This is a genomic window from Duganella sp. 1411, assembly GCF_017833525.1.
Classification (GTDB): Bacteria; Pseudomonadota; Gammaproteobacteria; order Burkholderiales; family Burkholderiaceae_D; genus Rugamonas.
Map to the genome: position 1 here is coordinate 1,528,576 of NZ_JAFICD010000001.1, position 17,484 is coordinate 1,546,059.

Below are 17,484 nucleotides of genomic sequence, written 5' to 3' on the forward strand. Positions count from 1 at the left end.
TTCCCATGAGCATCCCCGCCCGTTTCGATCCGAGCAAGCTGCGCCTCGGCGTGGCCGACCAGCTCAGCGCCACCCACGTGGCGCCGGTGGCGGCCCAGCCCGGCGACACGGTCGATCCGGCCTACCGCGCCAAGGCCACCGAGGCGGCCGTCAAGTTCGAGAGTTTCTTCATCGGCCACATGCTGCGCCAGATGCGCTCGGGCACGCGCGAGCTGGCGTCCGAGGACAGCGTCTTCAAAAACAAGGTCAACCAGGACATGCAGGACATGGCCGACAACCTGGTGGCCGACCAGATGGCCGGACGGCGCGCGTTCGGCGTGGCCGACGCCATCCTGCGCCAGCTGCTGCCGGCGCCGCTCCAGCAGGCGCCCGCGGCCACCCCCGCCGCCGCCGCGGCGCCGGCCGCCGCGCCCGAGCAGGTGCCGAACGGGGCGCCGCCGGCCGCCTGAGCGGGAAAAACTTCCCGGATGGAAATAATATGCGGTTGCCGCTTAATCCCGCCGGGCCCACGGTCGCCTTGTACTGATATCGGAGCACTCGTGACGGCCAGACGGCTGGTGGCGACCGCTCCCCCGGCCTTCACCAGGAAAGACCCGCACCATGAGCATCTCCTACAACGCATTGTCCGGCGCCCTGGCCGCCCAAGCCGCGCTCAACACCGTCAGCCAGAACATCGCCAACTCGCAGACCAAGGGCTACACCCGCCAGGGCGTGCTGCTGCAGGCGATCGCCTCCGACGCCGGCGTCAACAGCCCCGGCAACGGCGTGCAGATCGGCGCGCTGCTGCGCTTTAGCGACTCCTACAAGTCGCAGCAGATGTGGCGCGCCAACTCCGACCTCGGCCAGCGCTCGCAGGTCCAGCCCTACCTGACCCAGCTGGAAAAGGTGATGGCCGACAAGACCTCCAGCATCAGCTACGGCGTCGACAACTTCTTCAAGGCGCTCAACGCGGCCGCCGTCGATCCGACCTCGACGCCGCTGCGCCAGCAGGTCATCACGATGGCCGACTCGATGTCGCAGCAGATCAACAGTATTTACAATCTGACCTCGACCCAGCTGATCTCGGCCAACCAGCAGCGCTCGACGCTGCTGCCGTCGCTCAACGAATCGCTGGCCGGCATCGCCGCGCTGAACCAGCAAATCATCCAGGTCGGCTCGGCCGGCACCAACACCTCGGCCCTGATCGACCAGCGCGAACAGCTGATCGACAAGGTGTCCTCGCAGGTGGCGGTCGAAGTGATCAACAATCCGGACGGCAGCACCAGCGTCTCGCTCAAGGCCGGCCAGCCGCTGGTGGTCGGCGACATGGCCGCCACGCTCAAATTCAGCACCGTGTCGGGCGCGCAAACGCTGGATTTGACCTTCGCCGGCACCACCTTCAAGCTCGACGACACCAAGGTCGGCGGCCAGCTCGGCGGCCTGGGCGACTTCATCCAGAACACCCTCAAGCCGCTGCAAGTGTCGATCGCCGAGATCGCCCAGCAGATGTCGGCCAAGGTCAACGCCCAGCTCAACGCCGGCCAGACCGCGCCCGGCGTGCCCGGCAACAACTTGTTCGTCTTCAACCCGGCCAGCGCCACCGGCCTGCTGGCGGTCGAGCCGACGCTCAAGGCGGCCGACCTGGCCTTCTCCAGCGACGGCACGCCCGGCGACAGCGGCAATTTGCAGCTGCTGATCGACATCAAGAGCCAGCCGATCACCCTGACCAGCCTGGGCAGCGTGCTGCTCAACGACGCCGACACCCAGGTGGTCGGCAAGCTGGCCGTCGACAGCCAGCAGAACCAGTCGCAGCTCAAGACCGCCACCACCATCCGCCAGCAGGCCGAGGATGACTGGAAATCGACCAGCGCGGTCAACCGCGACGAGGAGGCGATCAACCTGATCGAGTACCAGAACATGTACCAGGCCAATATGAAGGTCATTTCCGTGGCGAACAACCTGTTCGACGCCACCTTGCAGATGTTTAACTAAGGGAACGTCCCATGCGTATCGCCTCCAGTCAATTCCAGGCCACGATGAACCGCGGCCTCGAGGAAAACCAAAGCTGGGTCTCGAAGCTGACCGAGCAGATGGCCTCGGGCAACCGCATCATGCTGCCGTCGGACGACCCGATCGGCGCCGTGCGCATCTCGCGCCTGACGCGCGAGGAAGCCATCGTCGGCCAGTACCGCGAAAACATCGCCGCCACCAAGATCCGCCTCGACAGCAACGAGGAATATCTGAGCAGCATGACGCGCGACATCACCCAGGCCCACGACCTGCTGGTGTGGGCCTCGGACGCCAGCAACACGCCGGACGACCTGCGGGCGATGGTCAGCACGCTGACGTCGCTGCGCGACAGCCTGCTGTACACCGCCAACCAGAAGGACCAGGAGGGCCGCTACATCTTTTCCGGCACCTTGACCAACGATCCGGCCATCACCGTCACGCCCGACCCGCTCGCCCCCGGCGGCGCCACCTACGTCTACGGCGGCAACCAGGGCCAGCAAAAGACGGTGATCGGCAACGGCATCACGCAGACCGTCAACGTCAACGTCGACGGCCTGCAGGACCTGCTGATGAAGATGAACGCCACCATCGGCGCGCTGTCGAACCCGGCGCTGGCGCCGAACGACCCGGCGGTGCGGGCCGTGCTGGACGACAATATGAGCAACGCCACCACCACGCTGGACCTGATCGCCGGCAAGATCGCCCAGCTGGGCGGCGCCCAGAACGTCATGGCCACGCTCGACGACAACCACGCCAACGTCAGCCTGTCGAACAAGAGCGCCATCCTCGATCTGGGCCAGCTCGATTACGCCGAGGCCGCCACCGAGCTGTCCGGGTATAATCTGTCGCTGGAGGCGTCCTACAAGGCCTACTCCAAGGTGAGCAACCTGTCGTTGTTCAACGTCCTGTAACCACGTCGCCACGCCCGCGTATGCAAATCTCGCCCCAAGCCACCCCCACCGTCATTGTCCCCGGCGGCGCCGGCAATGCCAGCGCGGTGGACGGCACCGCCCTCGGGATGAACGGCGAGAACGCGGCCACGGCCACGCCGGTCACGCCGACGCCGACCTCGGCGGCGCCGCTGCGGCGCGGCCTGACCCATATGGACCAGCCGCTGCAGGACGACATCTCCGGCGCCCAGCAAGCCCTCGACTTCCTCGAGCAAAGCGCGGCCCAGCTGCGCAACCTGAAGGCCGACCTGAGCGCCCGCCTGGCCAACCGCCAGCGCGCCGACGGCACCCTGGAGGCGCGCGTGCGCCAGTTCAGCAACAGCTGGCGCAACCGTTCGCAGGCGTCCGGCGGCACGCTCGACGCCCAGCTCAATTTCAGCAACAAGGCCACCACCACCCGCTTCACCGTGCGCGGCATGAACCTGGCCAACCTGCGCCCGGGCGGGCGCGAGGTGCTGGCCATCTCGCTGGGCGGCCAAAACCTCAGCTCGGTGGTGCTCGAGCCGGGCCTGACCGACCAGCAGATCGCCCAGCGCTTCGACACGGCGCTCGCGCCTGGCGGCGTGCGCGCCGCGCTGGGCGAGGACGGCCAGATCGAGTTCACCGCCGCCGAATCGCAATGGGCCGCGATCCGCGACGGCATCGCCGTGCAGGGCGGCGGCCTGCGCTTCCCCACCGGCCAGCTGAACCGCGTCAAGGCCGAGGCGCAGGCGCCGGCGGTCGATCCGGACACCTGGCAGACCACCGACGTCGAGGCCATCCGCGGCACCTTGCAGCAGGTGTTGCAGGCGCTGGCGCAGGTGGAGCGCTCGATCGCCTCGGTGCAGACGGCGCTCAACCAGGTCGCCGCGCGCGTGCGCAACGCGGCCCCGGCCGACACCAACGAGGGCATGGAGCAGGTGGCGCAGAATTTCGTCTCGACCGCCGGCAAGCCCGGCTACCAGTCGCTGCTGTCGATCACGTCGGCGCTGGCCGGCATCAGCCGCGAGCGCGTGGTTTCGCTGCTGAGCCTGCGCTAATCACCGCGGCTCACAGCGCCTGCCCCGGCCGCGGCAAGCCCTGGCGCGCCAGCGCGCTGAACGCCTGCGCCGGCATCGCCTGCGCGTACACATACCCCTGCGCGAAGTCGCACCCGGCCAGCTCCAGCAGATTGCTCTGGGCCGCCGTCTCCACGCCCTCGGCCACCACCCGCAGCCCCAGCTTGTGGGCCATCAGGATCAGCGCCTCGCACATGGCCAGGTCGCCGCTGTCGTGCGCCAGGTGCTGGATGAAACTATGGTCGAGCTTGAGCAGGTCGATGCCGAAATGCTTGAGGTGGGCCAGCGACGAATACCCGGTGCCGAAGTTGTCCAGCGCCACCTGCAGCCCCATCTCGCGCAACTCGCGCAGGCGCTCGCCGACCTGGGCGGCGCCGTCGAGCAGCACGCCCTCGGTGATCTCGATGATCAGGCTGCGCGGCGACAGGCCCAGCGCGGCCGCGTGCTCGAGCCAGCCCACGTACAGCGCGGTGTCGCCGCGGAACTGCGCCGACGACTGGTTGATGCCCACCTGGAAGCCCGGACCCAGCTCGTCCTGCCACAGCCGGGCCTGGCGCGCGGCCTGGCGGAACACCCAGTCGCCGATCTCCATCATCAGCCCGCCCGACTCGGCGCACGGCAGGAACTCGGCCGGCGCCAGCAGGCCGCGCTGCGGATGGCGCCAGCGCAGCAGCGCCTCGGCGCGCTCGATCTGGCCGCTGCGCAGGTTGACGATGGGCTGGTAGTACAGCTCGAACTGCAGCTCGGCCAGCGCCGAGCGCAGGTCGACGGTGGCCTGCTGGCGCGCCTGCGCCGCCTTTTGCAGCGCCGGCGTGAAGTGGCTGTAACGGTTGCGCCCGCCCTGCTTGGACGCGTACATCGCCTGGTCGGCGTTGCGCAGCAGCGCCTCGGGCGAGCTGGCGTCGGACGGGAACACCGAGATGCCGATGCTGGCCGTCACCGACGGCTGGGCCATGCCCAGCGTGAACGGCCGCTCCAGCCGCGCCAGGATGGCCTGGGCGATGCGCTCGACGGCGCTGATCTGCTCGAGTCCGGTCAAGATGACGGTGAACTCGTCGCCGCCCAGCCGCGCCACGGTGTCCGAGGCGCGCACGCAGGCGCCGATGCGGCGCGCCGCCTCGGCCAGCAGCAGGTCGCCCTGGTCGTGGCCGAGGCTGTCGTTGACCTGCTTGAAGCCGTCGAGGTCGATGAAAAGCAGGCCCAGCAGCACACCCTCGCGGCGCGCCTTCTTGACCTCCTGCGCCAGCCGGTCCTGGAACATATGGCGGTTGGGCAGCGCGGTCAGGCTGTCGTAGTTGGCCTGTTGCCAGATCAGCTCGGTCGAGGCGCGGGTCGCGGTGATGTCGCTCACCAGCGCCAGCGCGCCCAGGTAGCCGCCGTCGCCGTCGAAGATGGGATTGGTGGCCAGGGTCACCCACAACTCGGCGCCGTCCTTGCGCAGGAACTTGAACTCGTGGCGCTCGGCCGCGCCGCGCTGGCGCCGCGCGATGTTGCGCTCGAGGATGGCGCGGCCCTCGTCGTCCATGAACGCCACCAGCGGCTGGTCGAGCATCTCCTCGATCGTATAGCCGAGCATGTGCGCCATCTTCGGATTGACAAAGCTGGTGCGGGCGCTGGCGTCGATTTCCCAGATGCCCTCCTCGGCGCAATGGACGATGCGGCGGAAACGCTCCTCGCTGCGTTCGAGCGCGGCGGTCTTGCCCTCGGCCAGCTCGACCACCACCCGCAGCGCCTGGCCGCTGGCGTCGGCGCTGGCGCGCAGGGTCACGGGGAAGCCCTGCTGGTTGCGGGCGCGCAGCATCTGCAGGTCGCAGCGCTCGGGCTGGGCGCTGTTGAGGGCCTGCCGCACGAAGCGGTCGAAATCGTCGTGGAAGCGGGGCGCGACGAACTGGCGGAACGGCACCTGGCCGGGCGCGGCGCGCGACAGGCCCAGCAAATCGGCGCCGACCACGTTCATCTGCAGGATGGTGGTATCGAAGGCGAGCACGAAATAGCCGACCGGGGCCAGCAGATAGACATCGTTGAAATAGGAACTCTCGGCGGCGGCCTGGCCGGCCTCGGCGAAGTCGGGCGCGGCGACGGCGGCCTCGCCGATGGTGGCCATCATCGCCTCGTAGGGCGCCAGCGCGGCGGCCTCGGCGACGCGGGCCAGGCCCGCGAGGCCGCCGACGCGCTCCTCGGAAATGGGCTGCCTGCGGCCCAGCGCCTCGGTACCGGACGTTTGCTTCTCCATACCCTCCCTTTGCGTAACCCGCCTCCGGGGTCAGGTCCACCATTGCTACACGAGCTCATGCATCAATGGTGGACCTGACCCCGGAGCATGGAACTAGACTAGCATTTACGCGTAGCGATGTCGAGAAAACACGGGAAGTTAGCGGTGCGCACGGTTCAAACGTTGTTCGGCGCGTCGTTGCAACGCCTCAAACCCCAGGCTCAGCGCCCAGTAGATCAGCGCCGCGGCCACATACAGCGGCAACGGCCGGAACGTGGTGGCGATCACTTCCTTGGTCGAGAGCATCAGTTCGGTCAGCGTGATGACCGATACCAGCGAGGTGTCCTTGATCAGGCTGATCAGGGTGTTGCTCATCGCCGGCACGGCGATCCTCAGCGCCTGCGGCAACACCACGTGGCGCAGCGTCGCCCCGTAGCCGAGCCCGAGGCTGTAGCTGGCCGCCCACTGTCCCTTGCCGACGGCGCCGATGGCGCCGCGCAGGCTTTCGGACAAGAAGGCGCCGGCGTTCAGGCTCAGCGCGAGGATGCCGGCCGTCACCGGCGCGAATTCGACGCCGACGCTGGGCAGGCCGTAGTAGATGACGAACATTTGCACCAGCAGCGGCGTGCCGCGCATCAGGCTGACATACACGCCGGCCGGCCAGCTCAGCAGCCGGTACGGCAGCATGCGCATGACCGCCACCGGGAAGCCGATCAGCAGCCCGCCCAGCATCGAGGCCAGCGCGAAGACCACCGTGTAGCCGGCCCCGCGCAGCATGACCGGCGCCGCCTCCGCCAGCAGCGCGCGCAGTTCGAGCAGCCCCTGCCACTCCATGCTCAGGGCGCCTTGCTGACGTCAGCGCCGAACCATTTGAGCGAGATCGCCGTCAGGCTGCCGTCGGCCGCCGCGCCGGCCAGCGCCTGGTTGAGCGCGGCCTTGAATTCCGGATTGCCCTTCTGGAAGGGAATGCCCATGCGCTCGACCGCGCCGACCCGCGCGCCGGCCTTGATCGGCAGCCTGGAGATCTTCAGCAGGTAGGCCGACATCAGGCTGTCGTTGAGCGCGGCGTCGAGCCGGCCGCTGGCCAGGTCGGACATGGTGTCGGGCGCGGCCGCGTAGCTGCGCACGTCGATGCCGGGCACGGCCTTGGCCTGCTGCTCGTAGACGCTGCCCTGCCCCACGCCCAGCTTCTTGCCCTTCAAGTCGGCCAGCGACTTGTAGCCGGCGGCGTCGTCCTTGCGCACGATCAGCTGCGGCATCGAGTAGATATACGGCGTGGAAAAGTCGAACGCCTGCTCGCGCTTGGGATTGATGCCGACCTGGGACACGATCACATCATATTTATGGGCCGCCAGGCCGGCCAGGATGCCGGCCCACTCGCTGGTGACGAACTCCACCTTCACCCCCAGCCGGGCGCCCAGCAGGCGCGCGACGTCGACGTCGTAGCCGGCCAGTTGGCCGCTCTTCTGGTCCTTGTAGTTGAACGGCGGATAGGTGCCCTCCAGCGCCACCTTGAGCGTGCCGCGCGCCTTGACGGTGGCCAGCAGATCGGCCGCCGTGGCCGTGGCCGGCGGGCCCGCCAGCGCCCACGCGGCCGCCGCCAGCATGGCCAGCGCGCGCAACGCCGGGCGCCGGGCGGGTTTAATGGCGGAAACAATCGTCGGCGCGCTGGTGTGCATGGCATTCCTCATAGTGGCGGACGCTACCATGCGCCCATACGGCGCCGCAGGCCGAAATTATGGCCGACGACCAGCATCGAGGTGGCGATCAACCCGCTCAGCCCGATCATCAACTGTATTAGTTTATCGTCCGGCAATACCCACAGCGCGCCCTGCGGCGCCTCGTCGACGCGCGCGGCGGCCATGATCAGGGGCGCCACCCATTGCGCTTCGGGCGTAACATCCAATATCAGCGCGCCGTCCTGCGTGGTCTGCAGATAGATTTCGCCGCCCTCGGCCAGGGTGAAGCACACGCCGTAACCGGTTTCATTCTTGCCGATATGCTGCTGCAGGCTGAGGTTGTGTTCCTCGATCCAGAGTTCGACATCGGCCGGGCTCTCCAGCCCGTCCCAAGGCACCGGCTTGAAACGCGGCGGCTCATTCTTATCTTGCATACTCATTCCGTTCACTGGCCAAGCCGCCAGTCTACCCGATAGGAGGAATCGACGATGAAATTCAAATATTTGTACGGCCCCGGCCGCAAGGAATACGTGTCGGAATTCGGCCGCTTCCTCGACGGCTACCTGCGCGCGCATCCCGAGGTCCGGCGCGACCAGGAGCTCGGCTGGCGCATCTGGTGGGAGCGCCCGGTCGACCCGCGCGCCATCGACCGCGAGCGGCAGGCCGAGCTGAAGCCGGCCGCCTACCACTCGTACTATTATGAGTAGTTGATGGGCGGCGGGCGGCTCAGCCCTTCCAAGTGCGCTTGAGGCCGGTATCGGCGTGGATCCAGCCGCCGCGCGGCCCGGCGCGGTAGTAGAAGCCGACGCCGCCCTGGCGGAAGCTCTTGACCAGTCCGCCCAGCACTTCGGCGTTCAGGTTGGCCAGGCGGATGTCGGCGGCGCGCCCCTCGATGTGCAGCGACTGGCGCGCGGCCGGCACGCCCGCCTCGCGCAGCTTGTTGTTGGAGGCCGAGGTGCGGTAGCCCGACAGGATCTCCAGCGGCGTGTCGATGCCGTAGCGCTGCACGAAGGCCTGGGTGCCCCACAGCGTCTCGAACAGCTTGGGATCGATGCGGGCGGTTTCCTTGCCGTTGACGTCGCGCAGCAGGTGGCACAAGTCCTGGTAGGCGGACTCGATGATCTCGCCGTCGCGCCAGTACAGCAGCTTGGCGCGTTCGTTGCTGGCCGGCCGGTACACCTCGATGGTGCGCGGCTTGAGCCAGAACTCCATGTCCAGCAACTGGGCGTCGAAGATGTCCGGCGGCGGCTCGATCTCGCCGGCCGCCGCACCGGTGCCCGACGGCGCCGACTGCGCCGACGCGTGCGGCATGCCGCCGGCCGGGCGCGCCTGCGTGATCACGGCCGGCGCCGCCACGTGGGCGGTGGCCGGCCTGGCCGCCGCGCCGGCGGCGCTTTTACGCGCGGCGCTGTCCGACGCGCATCCTATCAGCGGCACGGACAACAACCCCGCCGCCGACAACCCCAAACCCTGCTGTAAAAACTCTCTGCGCGATGCCATAGCTATTCCGTAAAACTCGATAGGGATACTATAGCGTAAGCAGGGGGAAATGAAAAACACGGCTGGGCGCCGTGACACACCGGCCGGCTACAGCACGGCCACGCGCAGCACCCGCTCCGGCACCCATTCGCCGCTGGCCAGCGTGCGCGGCGGCACCACCATCAGCACCCAGCCCTTGACCCGGTCGTCGTCGACCAGGTTGATCTCCATCTTCAATTGCCGGTCCAGCGCGACAAAGGTGTTCGGCGCGGCGGCGACGATCTTGTGCCACGGCTCGCCGTCGATGCGGGCGTACATGTGCTGGCCCCGGGGCGCGATCGTCAGGGTCTGGCCGTTCGACAGCGTATAGCCGCGCCGGTAGTCGTCGAAATCCTGCGGCCACATGCGGCGATAGTGCTCCGGCACGTCGATGCGCCGCACGTGGTCCGCATGGCCGGCCTTGTACGGCACCGGAACCGACTGCTGCTCCGGCAGCGACTGCCAGTCATCCCGCTCCAACTGCTGGGCCCGCGCCAACGGCGCCGCCGCCAACAGCGCCATGATCACTGCCACGTTCACGCGTTTCATGATGACTCCTTCATAGTAAGTCCCGAGGCTATATTTAAGCAGCGGCGCAAAAAACCGCAAATGCAAAGTCGCTATCGCGCCTGCGGCGGCATCGGTATTTAATATGAGTCAGGGGCCGGGACGACACACGATAAATGTATCGAAAACCCCGGCCGGCATGCCTGTCACGCGGCGGCGGCCACCGGTTCCGACCGCTGCAGGGTCGCGCGCGGCTCGTCGAGCAGATAGCCTTGCGCCAGCAGCGGCACGCCGGCCGCGTCGCCCAGTTGCCGCAGCACCGACAGCGACTGCGGCGTTTCCACCCGCTTGAACAGCACCGCGACATTGGCCGCCGCCGAGCGCCGCAGCAGGGCCAGCAAGCCGTCGCTGTCGTGCAGCTCGCGCGCGTCGATCTTGAACACATCCGGCCGCAAACGGTCCAGCACGTGCAAGCCGTCCTGCGCGCCGGCCACGTTGACGGCGAAGCGGAAACCGTTGCGCCGGTAGTTGTCCGACACGTAGTTCAACAGCCAGCCCTGCTGCGGCGTGGCCGCCGGCAGTTGCAGCACGATGCGGGACAGCGGCAGCTCGAGCGCGTCGAGGATGCGGCGGAACGCGTGGCCGTGATTGCTGCTGACGGCGCTCAGCAGGCGGTCATGCACGTTCAGGTACAGATCGGCATCGGCATTGGGGGCGCTGTCGGCCTGGCGGAAGAAATTGATCGAATGCAGCATGCGGCACAAGCGGTCGAGCTCGATGGACTCGTCGTCGCTGGCCGCGTGGTCCAGCAGCTTCCACAGCGACAAGCCCATGTCCTGCGCCGACACGCTGCGCGCCAGCCCCTCGTAGGCGTGGACGACGCCGGTGTCGAGCTGGCGGATCGGCTGGAAGGCGCTGCTCATGGTGCAATTGAAAAACCGCCCCTGCGCCTTGCCCTCGTGATCGAGCCAGATGCTGGTGGCGGCGCCGGTCGCATCGGATAGACGCGCGAGGTATTTTTGCAGAACGGGAAATGACATGGGTTCCTCAGCGGATACAGGCAATGTCGACAGCGTATGCGGGCGCGGGAAAAAGCAGAACGAATGCTTTCACCTATGGATATGCCAAAACATTCCTTCCGATCACATCGCGGCGCGGCTATTGTGGGACATCATCCACCACGCCGGACCGCATCGCCCATGTGCCAACTACTCGCAATGAACAGCAGCAAGCCCGCCGCCGTCGATTTTTCGTTCGCGGGCTTCGCCGAACGGGGCGGACGCACGGGCGAACACAAGGATGGCTGGGGCATCGCGCTGCACACCAGCGGCGGTTGCCGCCTGTACACCGACTTCCTGCCGTCGATCGATTCGCCGCTGGCGGCGCACATCAAGCAAAACCCGATCAAGGCGAAAAACGTCGTCGCCCACATCCGCAAGGCCACGCAGGGCCGCATCTCGCTGGAGAACAGCCACCCGTTCACGCGCGAGCTGTGGGGCCGGACCTGGTCGTTCGCCCACAACGGCGACCTGAAGCTGTTCCATCCCAATCCCAGCCTGTACGCGCCGTGGGGCGACACCGACAGCGAGCGCGCCTTCTGCCATGTGTTATCGGGCCTGGCGCTGCGCTTCGAGCAGGCGCCGCCGCGCCACCTGCTGTACCGCGCGCTGGAAACGCTGGCCGGCGAGATTGCCGCCTACGGCACCTTCAACTTCATCCTGTCGAATGGCGAGCTGCTGTTCGCGCACTGCAGCACCGACTTGCATTTCGTCGTCAGGGAATACCCGTTCTCGGTCGCCCAGCTGATCGATTGCGACCTCAGCATCGATTTCAGCAAGCACAACCATCTGGACGACCGCATCGCCGTCATCGCCACGCAGCCGCTGACGTCGAACGAAGCGTGGACCAAGCTCGCGCCGGGCGAGCTCAAGCTGTTTGTCGGCGGCCAAGAAGTGGGATCGGCGCCGGAACGGCGCGAAGAGTGGCAGCTAGCCGTGTGCTATTAAAAGTGCGAGGAAACACGTAGGGCGGATTAGGCGAAGCCGTAATCCGCCATCGATAAGCCGCCGATGACGCACGCACGGCGGATTACGCTACGCTAATCCGCCCTACGTGGAATTACAATTACAGAAACGCTTGCGCTTGGCAGCGTCGGGCGCGCCGGCCTCGGCATCGAGCTGCTTCCAGAAGAACACGGTCTCGACGCCATACGGCGAACGCACCTTGCCCGCCTCCACATACCCGCTGCGCGCGAAAAACCCATGCCCCGCAGCCGTGCTATGCAGCTGCAACGCCTTGACACCCCAACTGCAAGCCTGCTCCTCGACCCGCGCCAGCAACGCCTTGCCGACACCCTGCCCGCGCGCCTCCGGCAGCAAATAACACAAAGCCAACTTCCCGGCCCCGGTCAGCAACGCCACGCCGACGACGACGCCCTCGCTGACCGCGACCAGCGAAAAATTGGTGGGCGAACTGAACCAGTTAGCCACCATCTGCGGAGTTTTGTTGCCCAGCCAGGCGTCCAGAATGGCGGGATCGTTCTTATGATCGAGCCCGCAACACTCCGTGATAGAACGGCGCAAAACATTGCACGCCGCGTCCGCATCTGTCGAAGCAGCAATACGAACTTCCAGACTCCGAATTTCAAGACTCATGTACGCTCACAAATATTCCCGATAGCAAAATGAAGTCGCCTTCTCAGTGCCTGATTCGACTATACACCAAGCCGCCAAAGTCGTTGCGGACGCACCCGGATTCCTCGCGGCGACGCCGTTTTTCCCTATGACAGCCTAGTGTCCGGCCCTGCTTTTGCCCACGAATGTTTTCAAAAATCGTTATACGGTTTTTAACGAAAACTCCATGGCATCCATACCTACTAAGCATATAACGAAAAATTCGTATCTTTTCGGGGCGAAATTTTACACCATGGGCGTCTGTTATTACGAAAGCTCATTATGACCAACAAAAATCCTGCCCGCCGTCTCGTCGTCACCTCGTTCCTGGCCGCCTCGGCCCTCTTGATGGGGTTGCCGATGCAAGCCAGCGCGGCGGAACCGGTGCTGCTGAACGCCTCGTACGACGTGGCGCGCGAGCTGTTCAAGGACATCAATCCGCTGTTTGTTGCCGACTGGAAGAAAACCACCGGCGAAACCATCAGCGTCAACCAGTCGCACGGCGGCTCGTCGAAACAGGCCCGTTCGGTCGCCGACGGCATGGAGGCATCCGTTGTCAGCATGAACCAGGCAAATGACATCGACATGCTGGCCGATCGCGGCTTGGTGGCGCAGGACTGGGCCAAGAAATTCCCCAACAACGCCGCGCCGTTCTACTCGACGATGGTATACCTGGTCCGCAAGGGCAATCCGAAACAGATCAAGGACTGGGCCGACCTGGCCAAGCCGGGCGTGAAGGTCGTGATTCCGAATCCCAAGACCGCCGGCAACGGCCGCTACACCTATCTGGCCGCGTGGGGCTCGGTGGTGAAAAAAGGCGGCACCGAGGCGCAAGCGCGCGAGCTGGTCACCAAAATCTTCAAAAACGTGCCGGTGCTGGACGCGGGTGGACGCGGCGCCACCACCACCTTCACCCAGCGCGACATCGGCGATGTGCTGGTCACGTTTGAAAACGAGGTGAACATGGTGCGCGCCGAGTTCGGCGACAACTTCGAGGTGGTCTACCCGTCGATCTCGATCCTGGCCGAATCGCCGGTGGCGGTGGTCGACAAGGTGGTCGACCGTCGCGGCCTGCGCAAACAGGCGACCGGCTACCTGAACTTCCTCTACACCGAGGCGGCACAGGACGTGATCGCCAAGCACTATTTCCGTCCGCGCTCCGAGAAGGCCTTCAAGAAGTACAACGCCAACTTCCGCCAGATCAGCATGTTCACGGTGGATGAGGTCTTCGGCGGCTGGAAAGCGGCCCAGAAGAAGCATTTTGACGACGGCGGCGAATTCGACAAGATCTACCAGAACAAATAAGGTTATACGGATCGATTCGTTTGCAACCGCCGCGAATGCCCTTAATCTGGATGCGTAGTAACTAGCCCAACCAGACTAAGGATGCAAGATGGCCATTTCTGAAATTAACGTACGTAACCAGTTCCGCGGCAAGATCAAGGAAATCATCTTCGGGCCGGTCGTCTCGGAAGTCGACGTCGAGACCCAGCATGGCATCGTCACCTCGGTGATCACGTCGCGCTCGATCCACGATCTGGACCTCAAGGTGGGCAGCGAAGTGATCGCCCTGGTCAAATCCACCGAGGTGTCGATCGCCAAGATCGGCAGTTGAAACGCCACCCGGCCGCCGCCGCGGCCCGCCACCAATAAAGCCCCGAGCGCTCCCCCGCCTCGGGGCTTTGTTTCTGGTCGATACAAAATAGTAGAATCCGTAGGTTACATACAATAGACGAGAAACCACTTTAATGTTATCGTCTATCCTTCGTATTGCCGCACAGCTAGACTTAGTTTTGCGCCGCGCCTCCCACGGGCGCCCCGTTTCACCCCTCACTCCCAAGAATACCTAACATGCTCAAGAAAATTGTCGCTGTATTGCTGAGTACGTTCACTGCGGCCGCGCTCGCAGTGCCGCTCGGCTCGCAGTCCGTGCTGGTTGTCGAAGACGACACCGGCAAGGTCCTGCTCGAAAAAAATTCCACCGTTCAAGTCCCAATCGCCTCGCTGACCAAGCTGATGACCGCGATGGTGGTGCTCGACTCCAAACCGGACATGAAGGAGCCCATCAGCATCGACCAGGCTGACGTCGACATGCTCAAGCACAGCGCCTCGCGCGTGCCGGTGGGTGCCGAAATCGCCCGCGGCGACGTGTTGCAGTTGGCGCTGATGTCGTCAGACAACCGCGCCGCGGCGTCGCTGGCCCGCACCTATCCAGGCGGCCCGGCCGCGTTCAAGGCGGCGGTCCATGCCAAGATCCGCGCGCTGGGCTTGACCCAGACCGTGATCGAGGAGCCGACCGGTTTGTCGCCGGAGAACCGCTCGACAGCGACCGATCTGGTCAAGATGGCAAAGGCGGCGTCGGCCTATCCGGAGATCGCCCGCATCACCACCGAGACCAAGGACATCATCAAGATCAAGGGTCGCCAGGTTGAATATCACAACACCAATCGCCTGGTCGGCGCCAAGGGCTGGGATGTCGGCCTTTCCAAAACCGGATATACGGAAGAGGCCGGCCGGTGCCTGATCATGCGCTTTAAATCGGGTGGAAAAAACAATACCTTGGTGTTATTGAATGCGAAAGCTAATTCGGCACGGCTGATGGATGCCTTTAATATTCGCCGGTTTATTTCGGGCCCGATCGACCAACCAAAAGTCATGAAGGCTGCGGCCAAGACCAAGAAGAAAGCGATCAAGGCGAGTAAGCGGAATCGTCGCGCTATGTGATTTATTTGTTTTTCTGATATTGAAAGCCGGGCCTTGGGGTCCGGTTTTTTTTCGCCTGGTGGATTGTGGTGACCTCACGCGCTGGCGGCGGAGCTTGGCGGATTACGGCCTTTGGCCTAATCCGCCCTACGTGGAACCGTGGTTTTCACCCTTTGCATGCCTGGTTTTGGTGTGTTCGTGCTAATTTTTAGCTTGATGCGACGGCAAGCGACTCCCCCTTGCTGGCTTTGGGGCTATTAATTGTCGAGGAGATCGCGCAGGCCGCTGGCCCGCTGCGTGCGCTGGGCGATGGCGTCGAGTAGCACCTGGCCGTTCGGCGTGAGTAACGTAAAGTAGTCGCGGGCGCGGGTGATGCCGGTGTAGATCAGCTCGCGGGCGAGCGTGCCGCCGCTGTCTTTCGGCAGCACCAGCACCGTGTGCTGGAACTCGGAACCTTGTGATTTGTGCACCGTCATGGCGAACGCCGTTTCCACATTGCGCAGCCGCGTCGCCAACACGCTGCGGACGTTTTCGCCTTCCGAGAAATACACGCGCAACGCTCCCGGACGCGCCGGGTCCGGCAAAGTCAGGCCGATGTCGCCGTTGAAAACGCCCGTGCCGTAGTCGTTGCGCGTGACCATGACGGGGCGCCCGACGTACCATTCGCCGGTTCTTTTCAGTAATCCGGCCGATTGCAATCTTTTCTCGATGACATCATTGAGGCCGGTCACGCCCCACTCGCCTTCCCGCACCGCGCACAAAATTCGGAAGGTTTCGAAGCTGTTCAGTACAGATTTGACCCAGGCGAGTCGTACGATCTCTTCACCTTCCGGCGCGCCGGCCGCGATCATTTTGAGATAATTTTGATAACCACCTGCGGCGCCCTGTCGGCCCGCCAAAGCCAGTTGCAGCAGGTCGGCGGGCTGCGCCGGATCGATCCAGGCGACCTTTTCCTCTTGGCTGGCGCGCAACACATTGACGGAAGCGGCGGCATCGCCGGCGTTGACGGCCAGCGCCAGCGCGCCGATCGGTCCGCCAAAACGTCGGCTTTCGCGCAACATCACCGTTTGCTGGGCGATCGGACCGCCGTCGCCGGCGAAGTTGTCGGGCAACCGCTGGCCGGTGCTGTCTAGCACGTATGACAAGGTTTCCGCGCCGTAGTCGCCGGCCTCGGCGTTGTGGCACAGGTCGCCAAGTACGGCGCCGGCCTCGACGGACGCGAGCTGATCTTTGTCCCCGAGCAGTATCAAGGTGGCGCTGGCCGGCAACGCGGCCAGCAGCGCGGACATCATTTCCAGGTGGATCATTGACGCCTCATCAACAATCAGCACGTCGACATCCAGTTGGTTGCCGGCGTGATGCTGAAAGGCGCGCGTGTCGGGGCGCGCGCCAAGCAAACTGTGCAAGGTTCGGGCGGCGCCCAGTTCGCGCGCCGGCATCACTTCGCGCACGCGCTCGTCCAGTCCGGCCAACGCGACGTCGATCGATTGCTTCAGGCGGGCCGCCGCCTTGCCGGTCGGGGCGGCCAGCGCCACGCGCAAATCGGACTGCCGGCCGCCGCTGGTGGCGAACAGCAAGGCCAGCAGCCGGGCCACCGTGTAGGTCTTGCCCGTGCCAGGACCGCCCGTGATGATGCCGAGCTTGCCCCGCATGGCGACCGCGCACGCGACTTTTTGCCAATCCACGCCACCGCCGCGCGCCGCATGGGGAAAGAGGATGTCGAGCCAGCGGCGCACTTCGGCCACCTCGTTGTCGGCGTCGATGGCGATGACGCCGCCGAGCGCGCGGCTGCGCACCGCTTGGGCGACCATCGTTTCGTCGCGCCAATAGCGGCGCAGGTACAAGCGCTCGCCGTCCAATATCAGCGGCTGCTGGAAATCGAGGTCGCCGACCGGCCAGACCTGCTCGCAGCCGGCGAGCAAGGTGCGCCAGGCGGCCGGATTTTTCGGCCAGGCGCCGACCGTGTCGCGCAGCTCACGCCACTCGTCGCCGGTCCAGCCCAGCAAAGCGGCAGGGTCGGCCGACAATTCCTCAAGCATCAGACAGCTATGCCCGCGCCCCTCCAATTCCGACAACAGCACGCAAGCCACCATCAACTGCGGCGAACCGCTGCCAATGGAGCCGATAAAACGCGCGAAAGCCCCGCTCAGGCGGCGCAGATGGCCGCTTTCGGTCAGCGCGTCGATGCGCGCGAACAGGGGCGTGGAAGTGTCCATA

At 65.4% G+C, this 17,484-nt stretch carries 18 protein-coding genes; 9 read left to right on the top strand and 9 right to left on the bottom strand.

The window, feature by feature from the left end; genetic code table 11:
• Positions 1-5 precede the first annotated feature (5 nt).
• The 4 genes from JOD97_RS06130 to JOD97_RS06145 all read left to right on the top strand — a co-directional run bounded on the left by JOD97_RS06130 (position 6) and on the right by JOD97_RS06145 (position 3,958).
• Positions 6-449: a rod-binding protein gene (locus tag JOD97_RS06130; protein WP_209714274.1), complete on the top strand. Its 444-nt coding sequence runs from the start codon at positions 6-8 to the stop codon at positions 447-449.
• 151 nt (positions 450-600) lie between these two features.
• Positions 601-1,971, top strand: a complete 1,371-nt coding sequence (gene flgK, locus JOD97_RS06135; RefSeq protein ID WP_209714276.1) for a flagellar hook-associated protein FlgK — start codon at positions 601-603, stop codon at positions 1,969-1,971.
• 11 nt (positions 1,972-1,982) lie between these two features.
• Positions 1,983-2,900 (top strand): flagellar hook-associated protein FlgL, encoded by a 918-nt coding sequence (flgL, locus tag JOD97_RS06140; protein ID WP_209714278.1) that lies wholly within the window; start codon positions 1,983-1,985, stop codon positions 2,898-2,900.
• A 20-nt stretch (positions 2,901-2,920) separates the two neighbouring features.
• On the top strand, positions 2,921-3,958 hold the full coding sequence (locus JOD97_RS06145) for a hypothetical protein (protein WP_209714280.1): 1,038 nt from the start codon (positions 2,921-2,923) through the stop codon (positions 3,956-3,958).
• 10 nt (positions 3,959-3,968) lie between these two features.
• Here JOD97_RS06145 and JOD97_RS06150 read toward each other — a convergent pair whose 3' ends face one another.
• The 4 genes from JOD97_RS06150 to JOD97_RS06165 all read right to left on the bottom strand — a co-directional run bounded on the left by JOD97_RS06150 (position 3,969) and on the right by JOD97_RS06165 (position 8,301).
• Positions 3,969-6,209 carry a bifunctional diguanylate cyclase/phosphodiesterase gene (locus tag JOD97_RS06150; protein ID WP_209714282.1) on the bottom strand — a complete coding sequence of 747 codons (2,241 nt, stop codon included), beginning with the start codon at positions 6,207-6,209 and terminating at the stop codon, positions 3,969-3,971.
• A gap of 138 nt (positions 6,210-6,347) precedes the next feature.
• Positions 6,348-7,022 (bottom strand): amino acid ABC transporter permease, encoded by a 675-nt coding sequence (locus JOD97_RS06155; protein WP_209714284.1) that lies wholly within the window; start codon positions 7,020-7,022, stop codon positions 6,348-6,350.
• A 2-nt stretch (positions 7,023-7,024) separates the two neighbouring features.
• Complete coding sequence (locus JOD97_RS06160) at positions 7,025-7,795, bottom strand: transporter substrate-binding domain-containing protein (RefSeq protein ID WP_209717244.1); 771 nt, start codon at positions 7,793-7,795, stop codon at positions 7,025-7,027.
• A gap of 95 nt (positions 7,796-7,890) precedes the next feature.
• Positions 7,891-8,301, bottom strand: coding sequence for a hypothetical protein (locus JOD97_RS06165; RefSeq protein ID WP_209714286.1), 411 nt, complete (start codon positions 8,299-8,301; stop codon positions 7,891-7,893).
• 54 nt (positions 8,302-8,355) lie between these two features.
• Between JOD97_RS06165 and JOD97_RS06170 the strand changes: the two genes are divergently transcribed.
• Positions 8,356-8,574, top strand: a complete 219-nt coding sequence (locus tag JOD97_RS06170; protein ID WP_209714288.1) for a DUF3460 family protein — start codon at positions 8,356-8,358, stop codon at positions 8,572-8,574.
• A 19-nt stretch (positions 8,575-8,593) separates the two neighbouring features.
• Here the strand turns inward: JOD97_RS06170 and JOD97_RS06175 are convergent, their stop codons facing one another.
• The 3 genes from JOD97_RS06175 to JOD97_RS06185 all read right to left on the bottom strand — a co-directional run bounded on the left by JOD97_RS06175 (position 8,594) and on the right by JOD97_RS06185 (position 10,932).
• Entirely contained in the window at positions 8,594-9,367 is a 774-nt protein-coding gene (locus JOD97_RS06175; RefSeq protein ID WP_229264199.1) for a DUF882 domain-containing protein, read from the bottom strand.
• An 87-nt stretch (positions 9,368-9,454) separates the two neighbouring features.
• Positions 9,455-9,934: a hypothetical protein gene (locus JOD97_RS06180; RefSeq protein WP_209714290.1), complete on the bottom strand. Its 480-nt coding sequence runs from the start codon at positions 9,932-9,934 to the stop codon at positions 9,455-9,457.
• 164 nt (positions 9,935-10,098) lie between these two features.
• Positions 10,099-10,932 carry an EAL domain-containing protein gene (locus JOD97_RS06185; RefSeq protein ID WP_209714292.1) on the bottom strand — a complete coding sequence of 278 codons (834 nt, stop codon included), beginning with the start codon at positions 10,930-10,932 and terminating at the stop codon, positions 10,099-10,101.
• Positions 10,933-11,091: 159 nt separating this feature from the next.
• Here JOD97_RS06185 and JOD97_RS06190 point away from each other — a divergent pair, with 159 nt between their 5' ends.
• The gene (locus JOD97_RS06190) at positions 11,092-11,898 is read left to right on the top strand and encodes a class II glutamine amidotransferase (RefSeq protein WP_209714294.1); all 807 of its coding nucleotides are present in this window, start codon (positions 11,092-11,094) and stop codon (positions 11,896-11,898) included.
• Positions 11,899-12,000: 102 nt separating this feature from the next.
• Here the strand turns inward: JOD97_RS06190 and JOD97_RS06195 are convergent, their stop codons facing one another.
• Positions 12,001-12,546, bottom strand: a complete 546-nt coding sequence (locus JOD97_RS06195) for a GNAT family N-acetyltransferase (RefSeq protein ID WP_209714297.1) — start codon at positions 12,544-12,546, stop codon at positions 12,001-12,003.
• Between the two features lie 300 nt (positions 12,547-12,846).
• Between JOD97_RS06195 and JOD97_RS06200 the strand changes: the two genes are divergently transcribed.
• The 3 genes from JOD97_RS06200 (at position 12,847) to JOD97_RS06210 (ending at position 15,288) form a co-directional block, all read left to right on the top strand.
• Positions 12,847-13,869, top strand: coding sequence for a sulfate ABC transporter substrate-binding protein (locus JOD97_RS06200; protein ID WP_209714299.1), 1,023 nt, complete (start codon positions 12,847-12,849; stop codon positions 13,867-13,869).
• 88 nt (positions 13,870-13,957) lie between these two features.
• Complete coding sequence (locus tag JOD97_RS06205; protein ID WP_056156218.1) at positions 13,958-14,179, top strand: molybdopterin-binding protein; 222 nt, start codon at positions 13,958-13,960, stop codon at positions 14,177-14,179.
• Positions 14,180-14,415: 236 nt separating this feature from the next.
• A complete protein-coding gene (locus tag JOD97_RS06210) occupies positions 14,416-15,288 on the top strand; it encodes a serine hydrolase (protein WP_209714302.1) in 873 nt (290 codons plus the stop codon).
• Between the two features lie 236 nt (positions 15,289-15,524).
• Here the strand turns inward: JOD97_RS06210 and recD are convergent, their stop codons facing one another.
• Positions 15,525-17,483 (bottom strand): exodeoxyribonuclease V subunit alpha, encoded by a 1,959-nt coding sequence (gene recD / locus JOD97_RS06215; protein ID WP_229264200.1) that lies wholly within the window; start codon positions 17,481-17,483, stop codon positions 15,525-15,527.
• Between the last annotated feature and the right edge of the window lies 1 nt (position 17,484).

What these genes read in the sequence shown, in the direction of transcription:
- JOD97_RS06130 (WP_209714274.1), top strand. Translation starts at nt 6, where the DNA reads ATGAGCATCCCCGCCCGTTTCGATCCGAGCAAGCTGCGCCTCGGCGTG.
- flgK (WP_209714276.1), top strand. Translation starts at nt 601, where the DNA reads ATGAGCATCTCCTACAACGCATTGTCCGGCGCCCTGGCCGCCCAAGCC.
- flgL (WP_209714278.1), top strand. Translation starts at nt 1,983, where the DNA reads ATGCGTATCGCCTCCAGTCAATTCCAGGCCACGATGAACCGCGGCCTC.
- JOD97_RS06145 (WP_209714280.1), top strand. Translation starts at nt 2,921, where the DNA reads ATGCAAATCTCGCCCCAAGCCACCCCCACCGTCATTGTCCCCGGCGGC.
- JOD97_RS06150 (WP_209714282.1), bottom strand. Translation starts at nt 6,209, where the DNA reads ATGGAGAAGCAAACGTCCGGTACCGAGGCGCTGGGCCGCAGGCAGCCC.
- JOD97_RS06155 (WP_209714284.1), bottom strand. Translation starts at nt 7,022, where the DNA reads ATGGAGTGGCAGGGGCTGCTCGAACTGCGCGCGCTGCTGGCGGAGGCG.
- JOD97_RS06160 (WP_209717244.1), bottom strand. Translation starts at nt 7,795, where the DNA reads ATGCTGGCGGCGGCCGCGTGGGCGCTGGCGGGCCCGCCGGCCACGGCC.
- JOD97_RS06165 (WP_209714286.1), bottom strand. Translation starts at nt 8,301, where the DNA reads ATGCAAGATAAGAATGAGCCGCCGCGTTTCAAGCCGGTGCCTTGGGAC.
- JOD97_RS06170 (WP_209714288.1), top strand. Translation starts at nt 8,356, where the DNA reads ATGAAATTCAAATATTTGTACGGCCCCGGCCGCAAGGAATACGTGTCG.
- JOD97_RS06175 (WP_229264199.1), bottom strand. Translation starts at nt 9,367, where the DNA reads ATGGCATCGCGCAGAGAGTTTTTACAGCAGGGTTTGGGGTTGTCGGCG.
- JOD97_RS06180 (WP_209714290.1), bottom strand. Translation starts at nt 9,934, where the DNA reads ATGAAACGCGTGAACGTGGCAGTGATCATGGCGCTGTTGGCGGCGGCG.
- JOD97_RS06185 (WP_209714292.1), bottom strand. Translation starts at nt 10,932, where the DNA reads ATGTCATTTCCCGTTCTGCAAAAATACCTCGCGCGTCTATCCGATGCG.
- JOD97_RS06190 (WP_209714294.1), top strand. Translation starts at nt 11,092, where the DNA reads ATGTGCCAACTACTCGCAATGAACAGCAGCAAGCCCGCCGCCGTCGAT.
- JOD97_RS06195 (WP_209714297.1), bottom strand. Translation starts at nt 12,546, where the DNA reads ATGAGTCTTGAAATTCGGAGTCTGGAAGTTCGTATTGCTGCTTCGACA.
- JOD97_RS06200 (WP_209714299.1), top strand. Translation starts at nt 12,847, where the DNA reads ATGACCAACAAAAATCCTGCCCGCCGTCTCGTCGTCACCTCGTTCCTG.
- JOD97_RS06205 (WP_056156218.1), top strand. Translation starts at nt 13,958, where the DNA reads ATGGCCATTTCTGAAATTAACGTACGTAACCAGTTCCGCGGCAAGATC.
- JOD97_RS06210 (WP_209714302.1), top strand. Translation starts at nt 14,416, where the DNA reads ATGCTCAAGAAAATTGTCGCTGTATTGCTGAGTACGTTCACTGCGGCC.
- recD (WP_229264200.1), bottom strand. Translation starts at nt 17,483, where the DNA reads ATGGACACTTCCACGCCCCTGTTCGCGCGCATCGACGCGCTGACCGAA.